We start from the raw sequence: 23463 nt of genomic DNA on the forward strand, positions 1-23463 counted from the left end.
GGTAGAGTCGACCGTTGGTCGACTGCTCTTGGCTTGGCCCCCGCGAAAATCCCGCGCTGCGCGCGATAGTCGGCGGGTAGAGTCGACCGTTGGTCGACTGCTCTTGGCTTGGCCCCCGCGAAAATCCCGCGCTGCGCGCGATAGTCGACTGACAGTCGACTCTACCCCTGCGCTTTCAGCCCTGCGGCGGTGCGCTGTTGCCGCCACCACCGCCACCACCACCGCGACGGCGTCGACGACGCGGACCTCGGGGACCCGGGACGGCAGGCTGGCCGTTGCCGCCTTCCCTGGTCTGCACCGCCGGTGCACGCGGCGGCGCCGGGCGTGCCGGTGGGCGGGCGTTGGCTACCGGGGCCGGCACATCACGGCCCGGCACCTGCACCACGCGCAGATCGTCGGTGTCGATCTGCAGGGCGGTGAGCTTGCCGCCCCACACCGCACCGGTGTCGATGGCGTGCACGCCCTGGGTGATGGTCAGGCCCAGGGCCGACCAGTGTCCACAGACCACCTTCAGGTCGCGCTCGACCCGGCCCGGTACTTCAAACCAGGGGTACAGCCCCTGTTCCTGCGTGCCCGGTGTGCCCTTGTCCTCGATGCCGATGCGCCCGCGTGGGGTACAGTAGCGCATGCGGGTGAGCACGTTGATGATCGCCCGCGAACGGTCATAGCCGGACAGGTTCGGTGCCCAGCTCGGCTTGTCGCCGTACATGTTGCGGAACAGCTTGCGGTAGCCGGCGCCGTGCAGCTGCACTTCCACTTCGGCAGCATGCTTCTCGGCCATCTGCGTGGTCCACTTCGGCGCCAGGCCGGCATGCACCATCATCCAGCCCAGCTCGCGGTCCACATGCACCAGCTTCTGCAGGCGCAGCCAGTCCAGCAGCTCGTCGCGGTCTTCGGCCTGCACGATGCGCAGCAGGTCCGGGTTGACCTTGCGCTGTTCCTCTTCGGTGCGTGCACCCACGGCCAGCAGCGAAAGATCATGGTTGCCCAGCACGACAACGCTGTGCTCGCGCAGCGAATGCACCAGCCGCAGGGTTTCCAGCGACTGGCCACCACGGTTCACCAGATCACCGCAGAACCACAGGGTGTCCTGCGCCGGGTCGAAGCAGATTTTTTCCAGCAGTCGCTGGGTTACGTCGTAGCAGCCCAGCAGGTCGCCGATCGCCCACACACTCATCGTCCGGCCTCCGTGTCAGTGCAGGGTACGCGGCACGGCCAGCACGAAAGGTGCGACCGGTGCTGCGAATTCGGTGCCGTCATCGGCGACCATGTCGTAGTGGCCCTGCATGGTCCCGTGGTCGGTACCCAGCATGACACCGGAGGTGTAACGGAAGTCTTCACCCGGGCGCAGGCGTGGCTGTTCGCCGATCACCCCGTCACCGTCGACATGCTCGACCCGGCCGTTGGCATCGGTGATGCGCCAGTGGCGGGCGACCAGGCGGGCGGCAACGCGCCCTTGGTTGTGAATGCGGATCGTGTAGGCGAACGCATAGCGGCCGTCTTCCGGCGCGGATTGGTCGTCGAGGAAGCGCGGGGCAACCTCGACAGTGATGGCGTAAACGTCAGCGTCTTCCATACCGGCAGTGTAATCAGGAGGCATTGGCCAAAGCGATGAATTCAGCCACATCCAGCTGTTCTGCACGGGCATCGGGGCGCACGCCGGCGGCAACGAACTGCTCGGCCGTGACGACATTGTTGAGCGCATTGCGCAGGGTCTTGCGGCGCTGCCCGAAGGCCGCCTTGACCACCTCGGCAAAACGCCTGTGGTCGTTGATGCCGATGCTGGCCGGGTCACGCGGCACCAGCCGCACCACGGCCGAATCGACCTTCGGCGGCGGCCGGAACGCGCCCGGCGGCACCACGAACAGCGACGTCACCTGGCAGTAGGCCTGCAGCATCACGCTCAGGCGGCCAAAGACCTTGCTGCCCGGGCCGGCAGCCATGCGGTCCACCACTTCCTTCTGCAGCATGAAGTGCATGTCGCGGATGACCGCGGCGTGCTCCAGCGCGTGGAACAGGATGGGCGAGGAGATGTTGTAGGGCAGGTTGCCGACCAGGCGGATCGGCTGGCCGGCGGCCAGTTCGGTGAAATCAACGCGCAGCACGTCGCGGTGGACGATGCTCAGCTCGCCCAGCGGTTCGGCGGCGGCGGTGAGCGGCGCGATCAGGTCGCGGTCGAACTCGATCACCGTCAGCTTCGGGTGCACGCGCAGCAGCGGCAGGGTGATCGCGCCCTGGCCGGGGCCGATCTCGACCAGACGGTCACCGTCCTTGGGATTGACCGCCATCACGATCTTGTCGATGTAGTGGCGGTCGGCCAGGAAATGCTGGCCAAGCTGCTTCTTGGCCGGGGCGGTGAACACCGGGCCGGAGGAGGAATGCGGGGAATTCATGCGCTCAGTGTACGTTGCCGGGCCAGCCGCGCACACAGCGCCGTTGCTGCCTGCAGGCTGGAAGGATCGGCAATGCCGCGCCCAGCCAGCTCCAGCGCGGTGCCATGGTCGACCGCCACGCGCGGGTAGGACAGGCCCAGTGTCAGGTTCACGGCCTGTTCGAAGCCGGAATACTTCAGCACCGGCAGGCCCTGGTCGTGATACATGGCCAGCACGGTGTCAAAGCCGGCCAACCTGGCCGGCAGGAAAGCGGTATCGGCCGGCAGCGGCCCAGCCAGGTCCATGCCCTCTGCGCGCAGGCGCTGCAGCAGCGGGATGACCAGATCCAGTTCCTCGCGGCCGAGGTGGCCGTCTTCGCCCGCATGCGGGTTCAGCCCAAGCACCGCGATGCGTGGCGCGGGCAGGCCGAATTCGCGGCGCAGTGCGGCGTGCACGGTGCGCAGAGTGTGTTCAAGGCTGGGGGCGGTGATCGCATCGGCCACCTCGCGCAAGGGCAGGTGGGTGGTGGCCAGGGCCACGCGCACGATGTCATTGGCCAGCATCATCACCACCTTCACTCCGGCCTGTTCGGCCAGCAGTTCGGTGGTGCCGCTGTAGGCGATGCCGCCCTGGTTGATGACCGCCTTGTGCACCGGGCCGGTGACCACACCGTGCAGTTCGCCGGACAGGCAGGCCTGGCCGGCGGCCAGCAGCGCGCTGATCACCGCGCCCGCGTTGGCGGGGTCGGTCTGGCCGAACCGGCTGGGGGCGGTGTTGGCGAGAGGACGCAGGCGCAGATCGCCCGGCAGGCGGGCCTCGGCATCTTCGGGCAGCAGCTGCAGGGGCAGCTTCAGCGCGGCCGCGGCGGCGCGCAGGGTATCCGGGTCGGCGAAGGCCAGCAGCCGGCAATCATCGCGCGGCTGCTGGACAAGGCGGACACACAGCTCCGGGCCGATCCCCGCCGGCTCGCCCGGTACCAGAGCGAGCTCGGGGCGCATCGGTCAGGGCTGCGGCGGGGTGGCGGTGTTCTCCGCGCGGTCACCGCTGCGGAAGCTGACGTAGGCTTCGCCCCGCAGTTCCTGCAGGAAGCGGTTGTATTCCTCTTCCAGCTTGCGGCGGCCGATGGTCTCGCGGATCTGGGCACGCTGGTTGTCGCTGGTCACGTCGGTCTGGCGGGTGGCCACGCGCTGCACGATGTGCCAGCCGGCATCGGTACGGAAGGGCTGGCTGACGCCGCCATCGGCGATGCTCTCGACCTGCTGGCCGAACGCCGGGCCGAAGGCATCGGCCGGGAACCAGCCCAGATCGCCGCCCTGGCCCTTGCTGTTGTTGTCTTCGGACGATTCCCGGGCCACGGCCTGGAAGTCGGCACCCCCGGCAATGCGGGCACGCAGGGTATCGATCTTGGCCTTGGCGGCCGCGTCGGTCTGGTTGTCGTCCACGCGCACCAGGATGTGGCGGCCGTGGAACTCGGTGACGGTGTGGGTGCCAGCGGCCGCAGCGGCATCACGCACTTCCACCAGCTTCAGCAGCTGGAAGCCGCTGGGGCCGCGGATCGGGCCGACCACGTCGCCGGCCTTCATCTGCTGCATCATCTGCGCGAAGGCGGCCGGGATCTCGTCCAGCGAACGCCAGCCCAGGTCGCCGCCTTCCAGCGCATTGGGGCTGTCCGAATAGCGTACGGCGGCAGCGTTGAAGTCCAGCTCGCCCTTGTCCAGCAGGGCCTTCACGCCGTCGGCCTTCTTCTGGCCGGTGGCGATCTGGTCGGCGGTGGCACCGTCGGGCAGCGCCACCAGGATGTGCGCCAGGTGGTACTGGTTGCCGGCGGTCGCCTGCTGCTTCAGGGCGGCGTCCACCTCGCCCTCGCTGACGCTGATGCGGCTCTGGGCAAAGCTCTGGCGCAGGCGCTGCACGGTGATCTCGTCACGCACCGAGGCGCGGAAATCATTGAAATCAATGCCGTCGTGGGCCAGGCGCTGGCGCAGGGCATCCAGGTTGGAACCGTTCTGCTGGGCGATGGAGTTCATCGCCTGGTTCAGTTCCTGGTCGCTGATGCGGATGCCGCTGCCCTGGGCGCGGGCGACCTGCAGCTTGACCAGCACCAGGCGTTCGAGCACCTGGCGGCTGAGCACGTCATCCGGTGGCAGCTGGTTCTCGCGGCCGGCGTACTGGGCCTTGATGTTGCTGATCGCGCGATCCAGTTCGCTCTGCAGGACCACGTCCTCATCGACGATGGCTGCGATGCGGTCCAGCGGCTGGGCCTCCTGGGCGATGACCTGCAGGGGGGCGGACACGCTGGACACCGCCAGCAGCGAAGCGAGTAGGACGGGGAAGCTCTTGGTCATGGGATCTGGTTTGGATCGTAGTCGTCCCGGGTCGCCCCGGTGTTGCTGGGCGGCACGAGGTAGAGGTCGTCGCGGTTGTACCCGAGGATAGCACGGCGCAAGGTGCGGTCCGTGTCCTGGCCCAGCGAGCTCAGGCCCTTGAGCACGAACTCGAGCTGGATGGAGTTGTTCAGTTCACCTTCGCGGTTGCGCACGTAGCGGCGGGCCACGGCGCGTACTGCCAGGCAGCAGCTGTCCCACTGCACGCCGCCGATGATTTCCAGCGGCTTCTTGTCCTGGATGGAGTAGTAGTAACGGCCCACCAGGCTCCAGCGCTCGTTCAGCGGGTACAGGAACGACAGGTCGGCCTGTTCCAGCAGCGTGCGCTGGTCCTTGGTGGCGTTGGCCGCCGCACCGGCGTTGATGCGGTAGCGGTAGCTCAGGTTGACCACGCCGTCGTTGGACATCAGGTAGCGGGCACGGACGCTGGCCAGATCCTCACGCTTGTACTTGGGGTCCCACTGGTAGGTGGCGCCCAGCGTCCAGCGGTCATTGATCATGTAGTTCGAATCGGCGATCCAGGCCGACTTGCCTTCCTCCACCGGCGCGCCGCCGGGGGTCACGGTCACCCGCGATTCGTCGAAGTACTGGATCTGGCCGATGGACGCCGAGAAGCGTTCCTTGCCCGTGGTCTGGTCGATGAAGCGGGTGCTGAGCGCCAGGGTCAGCTGGTTGGCATCGTTCTGGCGGTCGGCGCCGGTATAGCGCGAATCGCGGAACAGCTGGCCCCAGCTGAAGGTGAAGTCGCGGGTATCGAAGATCGGCAGGTCGTCCTGGTTGCGGTACGGCGTGCGCAGGTAGAACAGGCGCGGTTCCAGGGTCTGCAGGAACGACTTGCCGCCGATCCTGGTGTCGCGGTCGAAGAACAGGCCGGCATCCAGGCTGGCGATCGGCAGGCTGCGGGTGGGCGAGGTGTTGCCGCGCAGCTGCTCCGGGGTCGCGGTGGCAGGGTCGATGCCCTGCGAGCGCAGGATCTGGCCACGGATACCGTTGACACCGTCCACCAGTCCCCGGTCCAGCTGGTACGCCGTATAGCGGTAAGCCAGGGTTGGGGTGACATACCAGGCGGCGCCGCTGATCGGGAACGAGATCGACGGCTTGATGTCCAGGCGCGAACCGCCGCTGACCCCGATCCCATCGGTCTGTCGCGAGCCGGTGCGGGTGTACTGCAGATCTTCGCCGGCGCTGGCATCGTATTTGAAGTTCACGTCATCGTGGGTGAAGCGCACCGCCTCGGCGTACAGCGAGGTTTCCACCCACGGCAGCAGCGACTTGTCCCAGTTGAAGTACAGCCGCGGCTGGCGGTTGTAGGCCAGGGCGCGCTCGTCCAGCGTGTAGTCGGTCAGCTGCCAGCGGTCGGCCATGATGCCGGCCGTCCAGTCCTGGCCGGTGCCGTACAGGCCGATGGTGCTCTGCAGGTTGGACGCGGTGACGCCGACCAGGCGGTTGGCGAAGTCTTCGATGTAGCGCTCGTCGCTGACCCAGGCCAGGTTCGCGCGGGCCTGCCAGTGGCTGTCCACGTTGTGGTAACCGTTGAACATCACCCGGCCGCGGTCCATGTCGCGCAGCTTGTCGTTGGGAATGTAGCCGGTCAACAGCTCGCCGCGACCACCGTTGTAGAGATAGCGGAACTCGTTGTCGAGCATCAGCCCGCGCTGGCTCATGTAGCGCGGCATGAGGGTGTCGTCGTAGTTCGGCGCCAGGTTCAGGTAGATCGGCTGGGTGTAGTCGAAGCCATTGCGGCCGGACATGCCCAGCTGCGGGAACAGCAGGCCGGTCTTGCGGCGGTCGTCGATCGGGAACTTGAAGTACGGCGCCCACAGCACCGGCACCTTGCCGATGCGCAGCACGGCATTGCGGGCGGTGCCGAAGCCTTCATCGTTGTCCACTTCGATTTCCGGCGCCGACAGCTTCCACACCGGCTGCGAGGGATCGCAGGTGGTGTAGGTCGAACGGTGCATCTGGCCGACGGCGCCCTGCAGGTCGACCGATTCGGCATCGCCGTTGCCACGGCGCGACACCAGCTGGTAGCGGATGTCGGTGATCTTGTGGGTATCGCTTTCCTGGTTGCCCTCGGCCCGCTTGGCCACCATGCGGATCGAGCTGTCCTGGTAACGGACGTTGCCGTCGGCAATGTAGTTGCCGCTGTCGGTATCGAAGCTGAGCTTGTCGGTGCCGACGAACTGGTCGCCACGGCGCAGCGCCACGTTGCCCTGGTACTGCGGCACGGTGGTGGTGCCCAGCAGCTGGTCGCCTTCGATGTCGGTGGGCTGCTGCTCGCGCTCGGCGCTGGCGGCGGCCTTGTCCTGGCCGGGCACCGGGGTGGGCGCATCGGTGAAGGCGGGAATCACCTCGGTTGCCGGGCACAGGCCCCAGTTGAGCGGCTTGTCATCGGCCATCGCGGGAAGGCAGACGGCGATGCTCAGGGGCAGGGGAAGCAGGCGGAGGGCTCGGCGCACGCGGTTCGGATTCGGGCGAAAACGGACGGTAGATTGCCCCATCCGCTGCATAGGGGCAATGAAGGTTGCCGCCTGCTGCCGGTTCGGGTTCATCCAGCCCGCGGCCCGGACGTGCCTTCCAGCAAGGCCTGCACATGGGCCACGGTGCATTCGGACAGGGCCTGCAGGTCGTAACCGCCTTCCAGCATGGACACCACCCGGCCAGCGGCATGGCGGCGTGCCAGCGCATGCAGTTCGCGGGTGATCCAGGCGAAATCGTCGGTTTCCAGCATCAGGTCGGCCTGCGGGTCACGCAGGTGGGCGTCGAAGCCGGCCGAGATCAGCAGCAGCTGCGGACGGAAGTCGTCGATGGCCGGCAGCATCTCGTCGGCCCATACGTTGCGGAAGCGGAAACCGCCACTGCCCGGCGGCAGCAGGATGTTCATCAGGTTGCCGGCGCCACGGTCGCGGCGCAGCCCCGAATTGGGGAACAGCCCGGCCTGGTGGGTGCTGTAGTACGACACCCGGGCGTCGTGCTGGAAGATGTCCTGGGTGCCGTTGCCATGGTGGACGTCGAAATCCACCACAGCGATGCGCTCCAGGCCGTGGCGGTCGCGGGCATAGGCGGCGGCCACGGCGATGTTGTTGAGCAGGCAGAACCCCATCGCCGTGCTGCTGGTGGCGTGGTGGCCGGGCGGGCGCACCGCGCAGAAGGCCAGCGGGTCATCGCCGAGCATCACCGCATCGACGGCCGCCACGCCGGCGCCGGCCGCGTGCACGGCGGCACTGGCCGAACCGGGCGAGGTCCAGGTGTCCATGTCCAGCTGGCGCAGGGGCGCGGTCTGCGGCTGCAGCACGAAGTCGAGCAGGGCGCTGTCATGCACCCGGGTCAGTTCACCGAACTTGGCCGGCGGGGCCTGCCGCCACTCCAGCTGGCCGGGGAAGGCCTGGTGCAGGGCATCGAGCACCACCTGCAGCCGCTGCGGGCATTCGGGATGACCCGGGCCGGGGTCGTGCAGCAGGCAGGCGGGGTGCGTATAGACCAGCATCGGCGGTCAGCGCTGCCGGTGCTGCGGCTGCCACAGCGCCTCGCCGTGGCCATCAGCACGGGCCAGCACCCGCGACAGCACGAACAGCAGGTCCGACAGCCGGTTGAGATACTGCAACGCTTCGCTGCGCACGCTTTCCACCCGCGCCAGGGCGACGGTTCCGCGTTCGGCACGGCGCACGATGGTACGTGCGAGGTGGCAGCGCGCGGCGGCTTCGCCGCCGGCCGGCAGGATGAAGTCCTTCAGCATCGGCAGGTCCGCATTGTAGTGGTCCAGCTGCTGTTCCAGCGCCGAGACATCGGCGGCATGGATGGCGGCGTGGCCGGGCACGCAGAGTTCGGCGCCCAGGTCGAACAGCTGGTGCTGCAGGTGGACCACCAGCGCGCGTACGTCCTCCGGCAGTGGCGTGGCCAGCAGCAGGCCGAGGGCGGCGTTGGCTTCATCCACCGTGCCGTACGAGGCCACGCGCAGGTCGTCCTTGCCGACCCGGCTGCCATCGCCCAGGCCGGTGCTGCCATCATCGCCGGTGCGGGTGTAGATGCGGGAAAGGCGGTGCCCCATGCGACGCCTCAGTGATGGATGTCGCGGCGCGTCTGCTGCAGCTTCAGCAGCTGCTCCACGGCCAGTTGCAGGGCAGCGGCCAGCGCCACGTAAATAGCCGTGGTGCGCAGGTAGGGACCGAACCACTGTGCGTAGTTCTGCGCCCAACCGGCCACCGTCGGCTCGGCCACGTTGCGGGTGGTCCAGTAGAAGCCACCCTGTGCCAGCAGGTGGCACAAGGCCACCGATGCCACCAGCAGCAGGGCACCCTTGCCCAGGGTGGACCAGTGCGCGCCGCGGTAGTTGCGGCCCAGCAGCAGGCCGCCGGCCCACAGCGCGAAATACGCCGGCAGCAGCAGCCAATAGCCTGGCGAAACACAGTAGTGCTGCCAGAAGTCCAGCCCGCTGCTGCGGATGACGATCCAGTCCACCAGCACGGCGAACACCATCAGCAGGGGGAACGCCCAGCGCGTCCAGCGCGCCAAGTAGAAACCACCGATGAAGAACACCGCCCAGGACGCATCGGGGATGGTCGCGAAGTGGTTGACCCGGGTCGCCGCCAGCAACAGCACAAGCACGGACAGGACGAAGGCGCGGTTGGCGGTGTCGGACATGGCAGCGGGCCCGGAGCGGATTCAGCTTTCATTCTAGCCCGCCGCGCGGATCGGCGCAGGGTCCACTGGCGAGCGCGTATCATTGGCTCATGAGTGAACGACATGACGTGCTGATCGTCGGTGGCGGCCTGGTGGGAGCCAGCCTGGCCATCGCCCTGGACCGGCTGGGTCTGGAGGTGGGCCTGCTTGAGGCCAGCCCGGCCGGTGAACTGCCGGCCGTGTTCGACCAGCGCAACCTCAGTTTCGCCGCCGCCACCGTCAACGCACTGACCGCGCTGGGGGTGATGCAGAAGCTGGCGATGGCGCCCGGTCCGATCCGGCGCATCCATGTCAGCCGGGCCGGTGATTTCGGCCGGGTCCAGCTCGATGCCGCCGACTATGACCGGCCCTGGTTCGGCCAGGTGGTGGTGGCACGCGATTTCGGCCAGGCGCTGGAAGCCCGCCTGCAGGAACTGCCGCGCCTGCACCGTTACCGGCCGATGCGTTTTCTCGGCCTGGGTGAAGTGATCGACGGCCATCGACAGGTGCGCGTGGCTGACGAGGCCGGCGAGCGCGTGCTGCAGGCACGCCTGGTGGTCGGTGCCGACGGTACCGCCAGTGGCGTGCGCCAGGCGCTGGGTATCGACGTCGATCGTCATGATTTCCAGCAGACCCTGTTCGTCGCACGCGTGCGCAGCCAGCGTGCACCCGACGGCAGTGCCTGGGAGCGTTTCACCGACACCGGTCCGACGGCGCTGCTGCCGCGTGGCGATCGTCACTTCGGCTGCGTGCACGGCGTGGCCCGTGACCAGGCCGAGGCGGTGATGGCGCTGGACGATGCGGCCTGGCTGCAGCGCCTGCAGAGCGCTCTGGGCTGGCGTGCCGGCCGCCTGCTCGACTCCGGTGCGCGCAGCGCCTACCCGCTCATCCAGGTGCTGGCGCGCGCGCTGGCCGGGCAGCGTACGGTGCTGCTGGGCAATGCGGCGCAGACCATCCATCCGCTGGGTGCGCAGGGCTTCAATCTGGGCCTGCGCGATGCGCTGACCCTGGCCGAACTGCTGGAAGACGCCGCCGGCGATCCCGGCAGTGATGCCCTCCTGCAGGCGTATGTGGGCCGGCGTGAAGAGGACCGCCGGCAGACGGTGGCGTTCTCCGGTGGCCTGGCGCGGCTGACCAGCAATCCGGCGCCGCTGCTGAGGCCGCTGCGCAGCCTGGGTCTGGTGGCCGCACAGCGTTCCTCGGTGCAGTCGATGCTGGTCGGTGGGGCGATGGGCTTCCGCGGTGATGTGCCGCGCCTGTGCCGGGGAGAGGCCGCATGAGCCGCCGCATGCGTCTGGACGTGGCCGTCGTTGGCGGCGGCGTGGTCGGTGCCACCTGTGCGCTGGCCCTGGCCGATGCCGGCCTGGCGGTTGCGCTGGTCGAAGGACGCGAGCCAGCGCCGTGGCAGGCGGCACAGCCTGACCTTCGCGTGTTTGCCTTCGCCGCGGACAACGTGCAGCTGCTGCAGCGCCTGGGCGTGTGGCCGGCCATTGCCCAGGCCCGGGCCTGGCCGTACCGGCGCATGCAGGTATGGGATGCGGCCGGCGGCGAGGACCTGGTGTTCGACACCGATCGCTTTGGCCGCCGTGAACTGGGCTGCATCGTCGAGAACGGGCTGCTGCAGGACCGCCTGTGGGCGGCGCTGCCGGCGGCGGGCGTGCAGCTGCATTGCCCGGCACGGGTGGAAGCGCTGGAGCAGGACGAGGACGGCGTGCGCCTGCGCCTGGACGATGGTCGTCGCCTGGACGCGGCGCTGGCGGTGGCCGCCGACGGTGCCGAATCGACCCTGCGACAGCTGGCCGGGATCGAGGTCGAGCGCCACGACTACCACCAGCGGGGCGTGGTGGCCTATGTGGACAGCGAGCTGCCCAACCAGGCCACTGCGTGGCAGCGCTTCCTGCCGGGCGGGCCGCTGGCCCTGTTGCCGGTGGCCGAGCGGCGCAGTTCGATTGTCTGGACCCTGCCCGAAGACGAAGCCGCGCGCGTGCTGGCGCTGGATGACGATGCGTTCAACCGCGAACTGACCCGGGCCTTCGCCGCGCGCCTGGGTGAACTGCGCCTGGCCTCGCCGCGCGCCGCCTTCCCGCTGCGCCGCCAGCTGGCCCGTCATTACGTGGCCGGCCGCGTGCTGGCGCTGGGGGATGCCGCGCATGTCGTGCACCCGTTGGCCGGGCAGGGCGTGAACCTGGGCCTGCGCGACGTCGCTGCCCTGCAGCAGTGGCTGGCGCCGTCGGCTGAACGCCGCGGGCAACCGCGCCTGTCGCCGCAGCGACTGCAGCGCTGGGCGCGCGAACGGCGCAGCGACAACCAGATCGCCGCCTACAGCTTCGATGCGATCAACCGCCTGTTCTCCAACGACGAGATGCACCTGACCCTGGCCCGGGGCCGCGCGCTGGGCTGCGTCGGCAAGTGGCCGCCGCTGGTGCAGGCCTTCTGGAAACGCGCCGCCGGCGTGTAATGCAAAAAAGGGGACGGAGGGGATTAAGTCGTTTGTGCCACAAACGACTTAATCCCCTCCGTCCCCTTTTTCAATCGACCAACCAGCCGGCCAAGTCGGTGCGGTCCAACCTGCCGCGGTGCTTCACGTCCAGCGAAGTGAATTCATCGGCCAGTGCGGGGTTGGCCTGCGCTTCTTCGTGGCTGATGAAGCCATCGCCGTCCGCATCCAGCACGGCGAAGTGGATGCGGTACTGGCCGACGACGCTGGCCGGGCTGACCGAGCGCACGGTGACTGGGGTTTCACCCAGCGGCACGGCGATGTCGACGCTGCCGGTGACCCGGCCGCTGGCCAGCGACTGTTGGCGCACCACGCCACCGTCATCGTGCAGCGGCGCGCTCTGCGCCGGTTGGGGCAGCGCCATCTGCGCCGACGCAGCCGCCGGCAGCAGAGCCATCAGGAGTGGAATCAGTCGATAGTGCATGCAGTCGTGTTCCCGGTAGCGCCGGGCCATGCCCGGCGGACGTCACCCTCAACGCAGTGGCGAGGCCAGTACGGTGATTTCTTCACGGTCGTGGTAAAGCTGCTTGGCACGCACCACCAGCGGCTTGCCGGCCTGCTCCTGGAACAGGTCCAGGCACAGGCGTGTCTCATCCCAGCGCTTTTTCATCGGCAGCTTCAGGTTGAAGATCGCGTGCCTGCACCAGCCTTCGCGGAACCAGGTGGCCATGCGTTCGGCCACGCGCCGCGGTTGCTCGACCATGTCGCAGACCATCCAGTCCAGCGGCTGCTCCGGGTGCCAATGGAAACCATCGGCACGCAGGTGGTCGACCAGACCGGTGTCCAGCACGTGCTGGCGCAGCGGGCCATTGTCGATGCTCAGCACGTGCATGTGCTGGCGGGTCAGCACCCAGGTCCAGCCACCGGGTGCGGCGCCGAGGTCGGCCGCGCGCATGCCGGGCCTGGCCAGCGCCTCGCGCTCTTCCGGGGTCAGCAGGGTCAGCAGCGCTTCGTCCAGCTTCAATGCCGAACGCGAGGGCGCCTCGGGCAGCAGCTTCAGGCGCGGAATGCCCAAGGCCCACGGCGCGCTGTCGGCCGGGTCGGCCACGCAGACGAAGGCATGCGTGCCGTCGACGAACACCACATGCAGGCGCGGCAGGCGGGCGTTGGGCTTGTCGGACAGCTTGCCGGCCTTGCGCAGCGCCGGGCGCAACGCATTGCCGAACGCGCGCGCCAGCCCGGACAGCGGCTTGCCGGCATCCGAATCGGGATGCTCCACCCACAGATCACCGAAGCGCGGTGCATCGGCCAGCACCTCCAGCATCGGGGTGATGCGGTCGGCTGGATCCAGCTGCGGCAGTTCGGCCAGTACCAGCAGCTTCTGCCGCGCGAAGATCAGCTCGCGCCAGCGCAGGCGGGGCGCGAGCGCGGCGGCTTCGTCGCACATGAACAGCACGTAGCCATCATTGCGCTGGGTGCGCGCGTAGCCGGCGAAACCGGCTTCACCGGCGCGGAACTGCAGTTCGCCGGCCAGTTCGGGCTCGAAGCCCTGGCGGCACAGACACAGCAGGCCGACGCCGGCCTCAGTAACGGGCGCCATCACGCTCTCCGTAGGCACGCAGCACGCTGCGGGCGTCATCGCGGTTCAGGCCCTGCACCACCTCGATGCCACGCTTGTTGAGCTCACCGACCCAGTCGGCAGGCAGCGGGCCTTCGTCGAAGGGCGTCAGTTCCTCCACGTCGGCAGCACTGGCACCGATCAGCAGGCGGTCGATGCCGGCCCACACGGTGGCGCCGTAGCACTGGCAGCATGGCTGCGAGCTGGTGGCCAGGGTGACCGGCGACAGCACCGCGTTCAGGCGCGGGGTCTGCAGGCGCTGCTGGGCCAGCATGTACGCCATGTTCTCGGCATGCGCCAGCGAGGTCGCGTGCGGCATCACCCGGTTCACGCCCGCGGCGATCACCTTGTCTTCCGGCCCGAACACCACCGCACCGAAGGGGCCGCCACTGGCGTGCTCGACGTTCAGCCGCGACAGTTCGATGGCCAGCGCGACCTTGGCCTCGTCGCCCGGATAGCGACGATCCAGGTCGATCTGGTCGTGGATCCAGGCAGGAAGGGTCAGGTGGACTTGCGCGTACAGCATCGCGGGGTGCCTCGTGTGGCCAGGGAGAAGGGCAGGCGGTTCGGAAACCGGCGCGCAGTGTAGCGGCACCGGGGTGCACCGGGGGTGTCCGCTCAGTCGTCGATGTCGTTGCGGACGACGACGTACTGTTTGCGGAATTCCAGCCCGGCCTGCGGCCAGCGCGCGGCGTAGGCGCGCAGCAGGGGCAGGGCGGCCGGGAAGTCGTGGCCGTTGACGCGGCAGTCGGCCTCGCATTGGCCGTCGGCATCGCGCGAGGCAAACAGGCGGATGCCAAGGAACTGGCGGGTTTTCAGCAGTTCGTTGAAGGCTTCCAGGCTCTGGGTGAACAGGCAGCACGGGCAGGACCCATGGTCGCCTTCGCTGCAGGCGGCGGCCTCGTCGGCCGGTTCGCTGCGGTAATGCGCCAGCGGGCCCAGCACCACCGCGCGTGCCAGCGGGGTTCCGGTTTCCTCGGCGCCGTAGCGCAGGGTCAGCATCTGCAGTTCGGGGGCGTTGTCGGCACCGATGGCCGCCTGCAGCGTGGCCAGATCCACGCGTACCCAGTTCTCGAAGCCGGACAACGTGGCCTCCTTCTGGCTTTCACCGGCGGCGTGCTGGTACTCGAACAGGCCATCGGCGAACAGCTCGGGGTGGCGCGCCTCGATCACCGTGGACGTCTGCCAGCCGCCGTTGTCGTCGCGCCGCTCGGCGCCGACCGGGTGCGGGCTCAGGCGCAGGCCGCTGTCCAGCACCAGGGCGTCGCCCTCGATGCCGCAGGCGATGTCACGGCCCAGCAGTACCTGCTGCAGCAACGGAAGGAGGGCATTGGCGGGTGCAGTCATGTTCAAGGGCCTGCCTGTAGAGGTGGGTGGACAGCCAGGTGATGGCTGGCGTCAGCGGAGTGCGTCGCGCTCGGCACGATAGCGCTGGGCGTCGGCCTGCTGCTGCGGATCATCGCCGTGGTCGCGCAGCCAGGTGTCCAGCTCGCGACGATAGTCCGCACGGAAACCGGCATTGCCCGGGCTGAAGTGCAGCTTGCGTGCGGCTACCTCCACCCGTTCGCGCGCACGTGCGCGGGCCTGGGCGATGCCATGTGGCGATTCGTTGGTGAGGATGACGATGCTGCGCGGAAAACCGGGCGCGTACTTCACCACGAACGGCTGGTCCTGGGCCGGAATTCGGATCGCGTTTTCCAGCGGCCACAGTGATGCCGTGTCGGTATGGAAGACCACCTCCACATCGCGGCCATCGGCAGTGTGCACCACCGCTTCGTAGCGCCAGATGTAGCGGTCGTTGAGGGTCGAGCTGGTTTCCTCGGCCTTGACGATGACCGCCTCGCCACGCTCGCCGATCCAGTTCAACCACGCGGCGTTGGCGAACTGGCCGAGAAAGATGTTCAGCACTGCCAGCGGGAACATGGCGATGGCATACAGCGGGTTGCGCCGCCACCACGCCACCGCCCCGGCCAGCGCCATCAGTACCGGAAATGCCAGCAGCGCGTGCTGGGACAGGAACCAGAGCAGGGCCGAAAGAGCGGTTGTCATGGTCAGGGTCGTGCGGGCGCCGTCCTGGCGCCCGCGCAGGTCCTCAGGCCGACCAGGTGTCGCGCAGGGTCACGCTGCGGTTGAACACCGGCGTGGCTTCGGTGTGGTCGCGGCGGTCGGCGACGAAGTAGCCGGTGCGCTCGAACTGGAACGACTGTTCCGGGGCGGCGTTGGCCGCAGCCGGCTCGACATAGCCGGTGACGGTGCGGCGCGATTCCGGGTTGAGGTAGTCGCGGTAGGTCTTGCCTTCCGATTCGTCGTCCGGGTTGGGCACCGAGAACAGACGGTCGTACAGGCGGATCTCGGCCGGCACGCCGTGCACGGCGCTGACCCAGTGGATGGTGCCCTTGACCTTGCGGTTGGCGCCTTCCATGCCCGGGCGCGATTCCGGATCCAGCCAGCCGCGCAGCTCGGTGATGGTGCCGGCGGCATCCTTGACCACTTCATCGCAGCGGATGATGCCGGCACCACGCAGGCGCACTTCACCGCCCGGCACCAGGCGCTTCCAGCCCTTGGGCGGCACTTCGGCGAAGTCCTCGCGGTCGATCCAGACCTCGCGCGCGAACGGCACCTGACGGCTGCCGAAGCTCTCGTCCTTGGGGTGGTTGCTGAAGGTCAGCTGTTCTTCGTGGCCTTCCGGCAGGTTGGTCAGCACCAGCTTGACCGGATCGACCACCGCCATGCGGCGCGCGGCAGTGCTGTCCAGGTCTTCGCGCAGCGCGCCTTCCAGTACGCTGAAATCGATCAGCGAGTTCTGCTTGCTGATGCCCACGCGCTCGGCGAACAGGCGCATCGCCGCCGGGGTGTAGCCACGGCGGCGCAGGCCCTGCAGGGTCGGCATGCGCGGGTCTTCCCAGCCGTCCACCAGCTGCTCGGTGACCAGCGCCATCAGCTTGCGCTTGCTCATCACCGTGTAGTTGATGTTCAGGCGCGAGAATTCGATCTGGCGCGGCTTGGCCGCTTCGCGCGGCAGGCCGGCATCGACCAGCGGCTGGGTCAGGGCATCGTCATGGGCGAAATCGACGTTGTCCACGCACCAGTCATACAGCGGGCGGTGGTCTTCGAATTCCAGCGTGCACAGCGAGTGGGTGATGCCCTCGATGGAATCGCCCAGTGCATGTGCGAAGTCGTACATCGGGTAGATCGGCCACGCGTTGCCGGTGTTCTGGTGCTCGACGTGCTTGATGCGGTAAAGGGCCGGATCGCGCAGGTTGATGTTGCCGCTGGCCATGTCGATCTTGGCGCGCAGGGTGCGCGCACCATCGGGGAATTCACCGGCACGCATGCGACGGAACAGGTCCAGGTTTTCCTCGACGCTGCGGTCGCGCCACGGCGACGGGCGGCCCGGCTCGGTGAGGGTGCCGCGGTAGGCGCGCACTTCCTCGGCCGACAGGTCGCAGACGTAGGCCTTGCCCTGTTCGATCAGCTTCTCGGCGGCCAGGTAATAGGCCTGGAAGTAGTCCGAGGCGTGGCGCAGCTCGTTCCAACTGAAGCCCAGCCAGCGCACGTCGTCCTGGATGGCGGCCACGTACTCGGGGTCTTCCTTGGCCGGGTTGGTGTCGTCGAAACGCAGGTTGCAGACGCCGCTGAACTCACCGGCCAGGCCGAAGTTCAGGCAGATCGACTTGGCATGACCGATGTGCAGGTAGCCGTTCGGCTCGGGCGGAAAGCGGGTCTTGATCGCCTGGTGCTTACCGCTGGCCAGGTCCTCGCGCACGATCTGGCGGATGAAATCGCGCTTCTCGTGGCTGTCGGCGGGGGTCTCGGGGCTGGCGGGGGTGTGCTCGGACATGAGTCGGCGAAAGAGAAAGGCAGAAAGACCAACAGTTTAGCGCGTCAGGGGCAGGGCTGCCCGGTGCCGTCTGCGGTTGCCGGCCAGCGGCCGGCACTACCCCGCCCTCTGGTAGCGCCGGCCGCTGGCCGGCGAACCCACCGCCGGCATTCATCCCCCGGGCGTATGCTGGACCCCTGTCCCGGGGAGCCGCCGCATGCACATCGTGTACAAGGCCGACAATCTGTTCGACGCCCACCTGGTCAAGCACGCGCTGGAAGACGCCGGCATCCCGGCCTTCGTGTTCGGCGAGTCGCTGCTGGGCGGCATGGGCGAGCTGCCGTTGTTCGGCGTGCTGCGGGTCGGCATCCCCGACGCGGCGCGGCCGCAGGCGGAGGACATCGTGGCGGCGCTGGACTTGGGCCAGGGCCCGTCCGACCCCATTTCCGATGCAGACGATTGGGCCGGACAGCCGGCGTAGGAGCGCATCATGTTGGGAATCAGCCAGGGCATCCTCGGCATCGGCGCCTTCAAGCAGCGCCTGCCGCGCCCGGAAGAGGCGCTGCCGGGGCGCGACCAGCCGCTGCCACTGCACAGCAACCAGCACTTCGTGAACAGCCATCCGCTGAAGGACCGCTTTGCCGGCCTGCAGCAGATCCGCTTCGCGCTGGGCTGCTTCTGGGGCGCCGAGCGCAAGTTCTGGACCGAGCCGGGCGTGTACAGCACCTCGGTAGGGTATGCCGGCGGTGTCACCCCGAACCCTACCTACGAAGAGGTCTGCTCCGGCCTGACCGGCCACACCGAAGTGGTGCAGGTGGTGTTCGACCCGGCGGTGGTGGGCCTGGAGCGGCTGCTGCAGCTGTTCTGGGAAAGCCACGACCCGACTCAGGGCATGCGCCAGGGCAACGACACGGGCACCCAGTACCGCTCGGCGATCCATGCCACCGACCAGGCCCAGTACCGGGCCGCGCTGGCCAGCCGCGAGGCCTACCAGGCGCAGCTGGATGCGGCCGGTTACGGGCCGATCACCACCGAGATCGTGTACCCGGCACCGTCGTACTACTACGCCGAGGATTACCACCAGCAGTATCTGGCGAAGAACCCGAACGGCTATTGCGGCATCGGCGGCACCGGCGTGAGCTGCCCGATCGGGCTGGATGTGGAGGCGCCGCGCTGACGCGCGGTGGTCCGCCTGCGGCGGGCAGACGCCAAAGCCTGGTAGAGCCGACTGTTAGTCGGCTGAACTACAAAGCGGCTCTGGTTTTCTGCTGGTTGGGGGCGGTGTGGGTTGGCAGGACACGCCGTAAATCCGTCCATCTGATGGAAAAGAAGAAGGACGCGGCTTTCGCGGCGTCCTTCTTCTTTTCTGCTTCTGCTTCCTGTAGAGCCGAGCCATGCTCGGCTGCGAGCAAGCGAAGCGCGCGACCCGCGGTTGCTTTTCCTTCTTTCTTCCGTGGCGGGCGGCCACCGGAAACTGTCAGAGGGCGGGCGGGTTGGGTTCGCGGGAGTGTCCGCCGCATGGATGCGGCGGCCAAGCCTCCAGGGATGGATTCACGGCGTCTCCCGCGAACCCAACCCGCCCGACCCAGCGCGGCTGTTGCTCCGGTAGTCAGTCGACCAACGGTCGACTCTACCGAACAGGCCGCCACGAGGGGCTCAGCCGTTGGCCGGAATCACAGTTCCGAACGGATGCGTTCGCGCAGCGCCTGCAGATCCTTGGCAAACGCATCGATGCCCGTGGCCAGCTTCTCGGTTGCCATCGGGTCGGCCGCCAGATCCGATGCGAACTTCGCCGCGTCGATCGGGGTCACCGCCACGCCGTCGGCCGCACCGGCCACCAGCATGCGCGGCAGCTCGCCATGGTCGGCGTCCAGCTTCTCCAGCAGGTCCGGGGAAATCGTCAGGCGGTCGCAGCCAGCCAGCGCTTCGATCTGCGCAGTCGAACGGAACGAGGCGCCCATCACCACTGTCGGCGAACCGCGGCGCTTGAATTCGGCATACACGCCGCGCACGAACTTCACGCCCGGGTCTTCGTCGATGTTGGCCGGGGTCTGGCCGTTGGCCACGTACCAGTCCAGGATGCGGCCCACGAACGGCGAGATCAGGAACGCGCCGGCTTCGCTGCAGGCCAGGGCCTGGGTCGGGTTGAAGATCAGGGTCAGGTTGCAGTCGATGCCTTCGGCCTGCAGGATGCGCGCGGCTTCCACGCCTTCCCAGGTCGCGGCGATCTTGATGAGGATCTTCTCGCGCGGCACGCCGGCATCAGCGTACATCTGGATGAACTGGCGGGCCTTGGCCACGGTTGCGGCCGTGTCGTAGGCCTGGTCGGCATCCACTTCGGTGGACACGCGGCCCGGGACCAGGGTGCTCAGCAGCGCGCCGACGCCGATGGTCAGGCGGTCCGCCACGGCGTGCACCACGGCTTCGCGGTCGCCGCCCTGCTGTCGGCCCCAGGCCAGTTCGCGTTCGATAAGCTCGGCATAGACCGGCAGATCCAATGCCTTCTTCACCAGGGTCGGGTTGGTGGTGCAATCCACCGGCTGCAGGCGCTTGATCGCGTCGTAGTCACCGGTGTCGGCGACAACCACTGACAGTTCGCGCAGCTGGGACAGTTTGGACGGGGTACTCATTACGGCTCCTGGTGCAGGGAAATCGAATCGCGCGCAGTGCGCAGCGGGTGTCAGGGGCGGTCGTTGTGGACCGCAGTCACGCGCAGGCGCAGCTTGCGGGCGCCGGGCGCGTTCCAGTCGATGCTCTGGCCGATGGCCAGGCCAAGCAGGGCACTGCCGACCGGGGCCAGCACGGAAACCTTGCCTTCATCGACATTGGCTTCGCGGGGGAAGACCAGGGTCAGGACGTGCGTCTCGCCCGACACTTCATCTTCGCACTCCACGCGCGAATGCATCATGACGATGCCTTCGGGAATCTGGTCCGGCGCCAGCACGGTGGCCCGGTTGAGTTCTTCGGCAAGCGCGAGCGCGGCAGGCGTCTGGCTCAGCGCGGGCGAATCAAGCATGGCCTCGAGGCGGTCCATGTCGAAGGTCGACACAGTGATGGACGGCGGCAGGCCGCTGGCGGTGTTCATGGTGGTGCTCCTTGATTGAAAGCCATGCAAAAGGCGGCACCACCTGGCGCCGCCTGACTGTATTGTGGGGACAAATGCGGCCGGAATCGACTCCCGCCCTGGCGGCGGGTCGGCGCCACCGGCTCAGCCGTTCAGCAGCGGCCCGGACAGGGCCGCTGCTTCGCCAGCCGGCACGCCCTTGGCATCAAGGGTGAACAGCGCCTGCGGCAAACGCTTGAACTGGTCGGCCAGCTCCAGCAGGAAGCCATGCATGGCCGAGCTGCGCCGCCAGACCATGGCAATGCGCCGGCTGGGGCGACCTTCGCCGGTGAAATCGAGCAGGCGGATGTTGTTCGAGCGCGGCACCGGCGGCTGCACCGACAGGCTGGGCAGCAGGGTGATGCCGACGTCGGCGGCGACCATCTGCCGCAGCGTTTCCAGGCTGGTGGCGCGGAATTCGGATTTCTCGTTGGCACCGAACAGGCGGCACACTTCCAACGCCTGGTCACGCAGGCAGTGGCCGTCTTCCAGCAGCAGCAGCTTCTGGGTGGCCAGCTCCTGCACATCCAGATGTTCGCGCCGGGCCAGCGGGTGGCGGCCGGACACGGCCAGCAGGAAGGGCTCCTCGAACAGGAATTCGGTGTGCAGCTGGTCGTCGATGACCGGCAGCGCCAGCAGGGCGGCGTCCAGCTTGCCTTCGCGCAGGCGTTCCAGCAGGACATCGCTCTTTTCCTCGACCAGCAGCAGTTCCAGTTCGGGGAAGCGGTCGCGGATGCGCGGAATGACATGCGGCAACAGGTAGGGGCCCAGCGTCGGGAAGATCCCCAGCCGCACTGTGCCGGCTTCCGGGTCACGGCTGCGTCGCGCTGCTTCTTTCAGCTGCTCCACCTCGGACACGATCACCCGCGCACGCATCGCCGCTTCCTGCCCGGCCGGGGTAAGCATCACCTTGCGCGGTGCGCGTTCCACCAGCGGTACGCCCAGTTCCTCTTCCAGCTTGCGGATCTGCGTGGACAGCGTGGGCTGGCTGACGAAGCAGGAGGCGGCGGCCCGGCCGAAGTGCTTGTGATCGGCCAGGGCTACCAGGTATTTCAGATCGCGAAGGTTCATCGTAAGACCCCAAGGGTAACGGACCGGCTTACCCAGCAGGCAATGGTGCCCCCGATACCCTGGGAACGAATGATCAGGCCGCCTCGGCCACCGCGCCGCTGCCCTTGCTGACGGGCGAACGGATCAGGTGGTCGAAGGCGCTCAGTGCCGCAGTGGAACCGGCGCCCATGGCGATGATGATCTGCTTGTAGGGTACCGTGGTGCAATCGCCCGCGGCGAACACGCCCGGCAGGTTGGTCTGCCCGCGGTCATCGATGACGATCTCGCCACGCGGCGACAGCGCCACGGTGTCCTTCAGCCATTCGGTGTTGGGCAGCAGGCCGATCTGCACGAAGATGCCTTCCAGTTCGACCCGGTGGGCATCGCCACCAACGCGGTCCTTGTAGACCAGGCCGGTGACGCGGCTGCCATCGCCGAGCACTTCGGTGGTCTGCGCGCTGGTCAGCACGGTCACGTTGCCCAGGCTGCGCAGCTTCTTCTGCAGGACTTCATCGGCGCGCAGGCTGGAATCGAACTCCAGCAGGGTGACATGCGACACGATGCCGGCAAGGTCGATGGCCGCTTCCACACCGGAGTTGCCGCCGCCGATCACCGCCACGCGCTTGCCCTTGAACAGCGGGCCATCGCAATGCGGGCAGTAGGCCACGCCTCTGTTGCGGTACTGGTCTTCGCCGGGCACGTTCATCTGCCGCCAGCGCGCGCCGGTGGACAGGATGACCGAGCGCGACTTCAGCACCGCGCCGTTTTCCAGCTGCACCTGCACCAGGCCGTCTTCGCCGGCCGGCACCAGCGCGGTGGCGCGCTGCAGGTCCATGATGTCCACCTCGTATTCGCGCACATGCTGTTCCAGCGCGGTGGCCAGCTTCGGGCCTTCGGTCTCCTTCACCGAAATGAAGTTCTCGATCGCCATGGTGTCCAGCACCTGGCCGCCAAACCGTTCGGCGGCGATGCCGGTGCGGATGCCCTTGCGCGCGGCGTAGATGGCCGCTGCAGCGCCCGCAGGGCCACCACCGACCACCAGCACGTCGAAGGCGTCCTTGGCGGCGATCTTCTCGGCATCGCGCTTGCCGGCGTTGGTGTCCAGCTTGGCCACGATCTGTTCGAGGGTCATGCGGCCCTGGTCGAAGACTTCACCGTTGAGGTACACGGTGGGCACGGACATGATCTCGCGCTTCTCCACTTCCGCCTGGAACAGCGCGCCGTCGATGGCCACGTGCTGGATGTGCGGGTTGAGCACGGCGGCCAGGTTCAGCGCCTGCACCACGTCCGGGCAGTTCTGGCAGGACAGCGAGAAATAGGTTTCGAAGCGGTACTCGCCTTCCAGGTTCTGCACCTGCTCGATCAGCTCGGCGGTGGCCTTGGACGGGTGGCCGCCCACCTGCAGCAGTGCCAGCACCAGCGAGGTGAACTCGTGGCCCATCGGCAGGCCGGCGAACGTCAGGTGGATGTCCTGGCCCGGGGTGCCCAGGTCGAAGGACGGCACGCGGCCCTGGCCATCGCGCAGCACCTGCAGCGAGATGTTGTCCGACAGGCTTTCCAGGGTCTGCAGCAGGTCCAGCATTTCCTGCGACTTGGCACCGTCATCGGCGTGCGCGGTGATCTGGATCGGGCGGGTCACGCGCTCCAGATAGGTCTTCAGCTGCGACTGCAGGTTGGCGTCCAACATTGTCTTCTCCTGGCTTCAGGCAAACACGGGGCGTGGCACCGCTGGGAAAAGTAGCGGACCAGCGAGGGGGAGGGGTGAACCCAAGAGGGCAGCGCGGACCTGTGGAAGGGGCGATGCGGGCGCGGCCGTCTTGGGTTCACCCCCACGCCGGCGTGGGGCCGGCACGGGGATGAGGGGCACACCGCGGCGTGGGGCCGCGGCAGGCTGGTAGTGCTTTAGATCTTGCCGACCAGGTCCAGCGACGGGGTCAGGGTCTTCTCGCCTTCCTTCCACTTGGCCGGGCAGACCTGGTTCGGGTTGGCGGCGGTGAACTGGGCAGCCTTCAGCTTCCGC

Annotated in this window: 23 protein-coding genes and 1 pseudogene; 4 read left to right on the forward strand and 20 right to left on the reverse strand. The window is 68.0% G+C overall.

Translation table 11 applies throughout. The features are described from left to right. Positions 1-175: 175 nt before the first annotated feature. The 9 genes from ACQKDV_RS10010 to ACQKDV_RS10050 form a co-directional block, all read right to left on the reverse strand. Positions 176-1177 (reverse strand): symmetrical bis(5'-nucleosyl)-tetraphosphatase, encoded by a 1002-nt coding sequence (locus tag ACQKDV_RS10010; RefSeq protein ID WP_427783605.1) that lies wholly within the window; start codon positions 1175-1177, stop codon positions 176-178. A 15-nt stretch (positions 1178-1192) separates the two neighbouring features. Next, positions 1193-1576, reverse strand: a complete 384-nt coding sequence (apaG, locus tag ACQKDV_RS10015) for a Co2+/Mg2+ efflux protein ApaG (protein WP_079220685.1) — start codon at positions 1574-1576, stop codon at positions 1193-1195. 13 nt (positions 1577-1589) lie between these two features. Continuing rightward, complete coding sequence (gene rsmA / locus ACQKDV_RS10020) at positions 1590-2393, reverse strand: 16S rRNA (adenine(1518)-N(6)/adenine(1519)-N(6))-dimethyltransferase RsmA (protein WP_427783606.1); 804 nt, start codon at positions 2391-2393, stop codon at positions 1590-1592. Next, entirely contained in the window at positions 2390-3370 is a 981-nt protein-coding gene (pdxA, locus tag ACQKDV_RS10025; RefSeq protein WP_427783607.1) for a 4-hydroxythreonine-4-phosphate dehydrogenase PdxA, read from the reverse strand. The genes rsmA and pdxA overlap by 4 nt, the downstream gene beginning before the upstream one ends. 3 nt (positions 3371-3373) lie before the next feature. Further along, the gene (locus ACQKDV_RS10030; RefSeq protein WP_427783608.1) at positions 3374-4717 is read right to left on the reverse strand and encodes a peptidylprolyl isomerase; all 1344 of its coding nucleotides are present in this window, start codon (positions 4715-4717) and stop codon (positions 3374-3376) included. Beyond that, the gene (gene lptD, locus ACQKDV_RS10035) at positions 4714-7215 is read right to left on the reverse strand and encodes an LPS-assembly protein LptD (RefSeq protein WP_427783609.1); all 2502 of its coding nucleotides are present in this window, start codon (positions 7213-7215) and stop codon (positions 4714-4716) included. Before lptD ends, ACQKDV_RS10030 begins: the two co-directional genes overlap by 4 nt. 89 nt (positions 7216-7304) lie before the next feature. Then, positions 7305-8243 carry a histone deacetylase family protein gene (locus tag ACQKDV_RS10040; RefSeq protein ID WP_427783610.1) on the reverse strand — a complete coding sequence of 313 codons (939 nt, stop codon included), beginning with the start codon at positions 8241-8243 and terminating at the stop codon, positions 7305-7307. 6 nt (positions 8244-8249) lie between these two features. Continuing rightward, positions 8250-8804, reverse strand: a complete 555-nt coding sequence (locus ACQKDV_RS10045; RefSeq protein WP_427783611.1) for a cob(I)yrinic acid a,c-diamide adenosyltransferase — start codon at positions 8802-8804, stop codon at positions 8250-8252. An 8-nt stretch (positions 8805-8812) separates the two neighbouring features. After that, positions 8813-9397 carry a hypothetical protein gene (locus ACQKDV_RS10050; protein WP_427783612.1) on the reverse strand — a complete coding sequence of 195 codons (585 nt, stop codon included), beginning with the start codon at positions 9395-9397 and terminating at the stop codon, positions 8813-8815. Positions 9398-9486: 89 nt separating this feature from the next. On the opposite strand from ACQKDV_RS10050, the gene ubiH reads away from it, so the two are divergent. Together ubiH and ACQKDV_RS10060 are read left to right on the forward strand one after the other, a co-directional pair. After that, a complete protein-coding gene (gene ubiH / locus ACQKDV_RS10055; RefSeq protein ID WP_427783613.1) occupies positions 9487-10695 on the forward strand; it encodes a 2-octaprenyl-6-methoxyphenyl hydroxylase in 1209 nt (402 codons plus the stop codon). Then, the gene (locus tag ACQKDV_RS10060) at positions 10692-11873 is read left to right on the forward strand and encodes a UbiH/UbiF family hydroxylase (RefSeq protein WP_427783614.1); all 1182 of its coding nucleotides are present in this window, start codon (positions 10692-10694) and stop codon (positions 11871-11873) included. Before ubiH ends, ACQKDV_RS10060 begins: the two co-directional genes overlap by 4 nt. A 70-nt stretch (positions 11874-11943) precedes the next feature. On the opposite strand, the gene ACQKDV_RS10065 is transcribed toward ACQKDV_RS10060, so the two are convergent. From ACQKDV_RS10065 to ACQKDV_RS10090, 6 genes are all read right to left on the reverse strand, one after another. Further along, complete coding sequence (locus ACQKDV_RS10065; RefSeq protein ID WP_427783615.1) at positions 11944-12336, reverse strand: EF-hand domain-containing protein; 393 nt, start codon at positions 12334-12336, stop codon at positions 11944-11946. A gap of 48 nt (positions 12337-12384) precedes the next feature. Continuing rightward, positions 12385-13452, reverse strand: coding sequence for a 23S rRNA (cytidine(2498)-2'-O)-methyltransferase RlmM (gene rlmM / locus ACQKDV_RS10070; protein WP_427783616.1), 1068 nt, complete (start codon positions 13450-13452; stop codon positions 12385-12387). After that, positions 13436-13996, reverse strand: a complete 561-nt coding sequence (locus tag ACQKDV_RS10075) for a nucleoside deaminase (protein WP_427783617.1) — start codon at positions 13994-13996, stop codon at positions 13436-13438. The genes rlmM and ACQKDV_RS10075 overlap by 17 nt, the downstream gene beginning before the upstream one ends. 92 nt (positions 13997-14088) lie before the next feature. Further along, the gene (locus ACQKDV_RS10080) at positions 14089-14817 is read right to left on the reverse strand and encodes a DUF6348 family protein (RefSeq protein WP_427783618.1); all 729 of its coding nucleotides are present in this window, start codon (positions 14815-14817) and stop codon (positions 14089-14091) included. Positions 14818-14868: 51 nt separating this feature from the next. Beyond that, positions 14869-15519, reverse strand: a complete 651-nt coding sequence (locus tag ACQKDV_RS10085; RefSeq protein ID WP_427783619.1) for a hypothetical protein — start codon at positions 15517-15519, stop codon at positions 14869-14871. A gap of 43 nt (positions 15520-15562) precedes the next feature. Continuing rightward, positions 15563-17311, reverse strand: coding sequence for a glutamine--tRNA ligase/YqeY domain fusion protein (locus ACQKDV_RS10090; RefSeq protein ID WP_427783620.1), 1749 nt, complete (start codon positions 17309-17311; stop codon positions 15563-15565). Positions 17312-17507: 196 nt separating this feature from the next. Here ACQKDV_RS10090 and ACQKDV_RS10095 point away from each other — a divergent pair, with 196 nt between their 5' ends. Both ACQKDV_RS10095 and msrA read left to right on the forward strand, forming a co-directional pair. Next, positions 17508-17771, forward strand: coding sequence for a DUF2007 domain-containing protein (locus ACQKDV_RS10095; protein WP_427783621.1), 264 nt, complete (start codon positions 17508-17510; stop codon positions 17769-17771). Between the two features lie 30 nt (positions 17772-17801). Next, entirely contained in the window at positions 17802-18467 is a 666-nt protein-coding gene (msrA, locus tag ACQKDV_RS10100) for a peptide-methionine (S)-S-oxide reductase MsrA (RefSeq protein WP_427783626.1), read from the forward strand. Positions 18468-18963: 496 nt separating this feature from the next. On the opposite strand, the gene ACQKDV_RS10105 is transcribed toward msrA, so the two are convergent. The 5 genes and pseudogenes from ACQKDV_RS10105 to ACQKDV_RS10125 all read right to left on the reverse strand — a co-directional run. Then, positions 18964-19920 carry a transaldolase gene (locus tag ACQKDV_RS10105; RefSeq protein WP_427783622.1) on the reverse strand — a complete coding sequence of 319 codons (957 nt, stop codon included), beginning with the start codon at positions 19918-19920 and terminating at the stop codon, positions 18964-18966. Between the two features lie 50 nt (positions 19921-19970). Beyond that, positions 19971-20375 (reverse strand): nucleoside diphosphate kinase regulator, encoded by a 405-nt coding sequence (gene rnk, locus ACQKDV_RS10110; protein ID WP_427783623.1) that lies wholly within the window; start codon positions 20373-20375, stop codon positions 19971-19973. A 123-nt stretch (positions 20376-20498) separates the two neighbouring features. After that, positions 20499-21464 (reverse strand): LysR substrate-binding domain-containing protein, encoded by a 966-nt coding sequence (locus ACQKDV_RS10115; RefSeq protein ID WP_427783624.1) that lies wholly within the window; start codon positions 21462-21464, stop codon positions 20499-20501. A 73-nt stretch (positions 21465-21537) separates the two neighbouring features. After that, the gene (gene ahpF, locus ACQKDV_RS10120; RefSeq protein WP_427783625.1) at positions 21538-23130 is read right to left on the reverse strand and encodes an alkyl hydroperoxide reductase subunit F; all 1593 of its coding nucleotides are present in this window, start codon (positions 23128-23130) and stop codon (positions 21538-21540) included. Between the two features lie 215 nt (positions 23131-23345). After that, positions 23346-23463, reverse strand: a pseudogene (locus ACQKDV_RS10125) (peroxiredoxin); the annotation flags it as partial.

It is taken from the genome of Stenotrophomonas sp. NPDC077659 (assembly GCF_050268705.1).
Classification (GTDB): Bacteria; Pseudomonadota; Gammaproteobacteria; order Xanthomonadales; family Xanthomonadaceae; genus Stenotrophomonas.

Bases quoted from the DNA above. Each gene is read 5' to 3' on its own strand.
- ACQKDV_RS10010 (WP_427783605.1), bottom strand. From the start codon at position 1,177: ATGAGTGTGTGGGCGATCGGCGACCTGCTGGGCTGCTACGACGTAACC.
- apaG (WP_079220685.1), bottom strand. From the start codon at position 1,576: ATGGAAGACGCTGACGTTTACGCCATCACTGTCGAGGTTGCCCCGCGC.
- rsmA (WP_427783606.1), bottom strand. From the start codon at position 2,393: ATGAATTCCCCGCATTCCTCCTCCGGCCCGGTGTTCACCGCCCCGGCC.
- pdxA (WP_427783607.1), bottom strand. From the start codon at position 3,370: ATGCGCCCCGAGCTCGCTCTGGTACCGGGCGAGCCGGCGGGGATCGGC.
- ACQKDV_RS10030 (WP_427783608.1), bottom strand. From the start codon at position 4,717: ATGACCAAGAGCTTCCCCGTCCTACTCGCTTCGCTGCTGGCGGTGTCC.
- ACQKDV_RS10040 (WP_427783610.1), bottom strand. From the start codon at position 8,243: ATGCTGGTCTATACGCACCCCGCCTGCCTGCTGCACGACCCCGGCCCG.
- ACQKDV_RS10045 (WP_427783611.1), bottom strand. From the start codon at position 8,804: ATGGGGCACCGCCTTTCCCGCATCTACACCCGCACCGGCGATGATGGC.
- ACQKDV_RS10050 (WP_427783612.1), bottom strand. From the start codon at position 9,397: ATGTCCGACACCGCCAACCGCGCCTTCGTCCTGTCCGTGCTTGTGCTG.
- ubiH (WP_427783613.1), top strand. From the start codon at position 9,487: ATGAGTGAACGACATGACGTGCTGATCGTCGGTGGCGGCCTGGTGGGA.
- ACQKDV_RS10060 (WP_427783614.1), top strand. From the start codon at position 10,692: ATGAGCCGCCGCATGCGTCTGGACGTGGCCGTCGTTGGCGGCGGCGTG.
- ACQKDV_RS10065 (WP_427783615.1), bottom strand. From the start codon at position 12,336: ATGCACTATCGACTGATTCCACTCCTGATGGCTCTGCTGCCGGCGGCT.
- rlmM (WP_427783616.1), bottom strand. From the start codon at position 13,452: ATGGCGCCCGTTACTGAGGCCGGCGTCGGCCTGCTGTGTCTGTGCCGC.
- ACQKDV_RS10075 (WP_427783617.1), bottom strand. From the start codon at position 13,996: ATGCTGTACGCGCAAGTCCACCTGACCCTTCCTGCCTGGATCCACGAC.
- ACQKDV_RS10080 (WP_427783618.1), bottom strand. From the start codon at position 14,817: ATGACTGCACCCGCCAATGCCCTCCTTCCGTTGCTGCAGCAGGTACTG.
- ACQKDV_RS10085 (WP_427783619.1), bottom strand. From the start codon at position 15,519: ATGACAACCGCTCTTTCGGCCCTGCTCTGGTTCCTGTCCCAGCACGCG.
- ACQKDV_RS10090 (WP_427783620.1), bottom strand. From the start codon at position 17,311: ATGTCCGAGCACACCCCCGCCAGCCCCGAGACCCCCGCCGACAGCCAC.
- ACQKDV_RS10095 (WP_427783621.1), top strand. From the start codon at position 17,508: ATGCACATCGTGTACAAGGCCGACAATCTGTTCGACGCCCACCTGGTC.
- ACQKDV_RS10105 (WP_427783622.1), bottom strand. From the start codon at position 19,920: ATGAGTACCCCGTCCAAACTGTCCCAGCTGCGCGAACTGTCAGTGGTT.
- rnk (WP_427783623.1), bottom strand. From the start codon at position 20,375: ATGAACACCGCCAGCGGCCTGCCGCCGTCCATCACTGTGTCGACCTTC.
- ACQKDV_RS10115 (WP_427783624.1), bottom strand. From the start codon at position 21,464: ATGAACCTTCGCGATCTGAAATACCTGGTAGCCCTGGCCGATCACAAG.
- ahpF (WP_427783625.1), bottom strand. From the start codon at position 23,130: ATGTTGGACGCCAACCTGCAGTCGCAGCTGAAGACCTATCTGGAGCGC.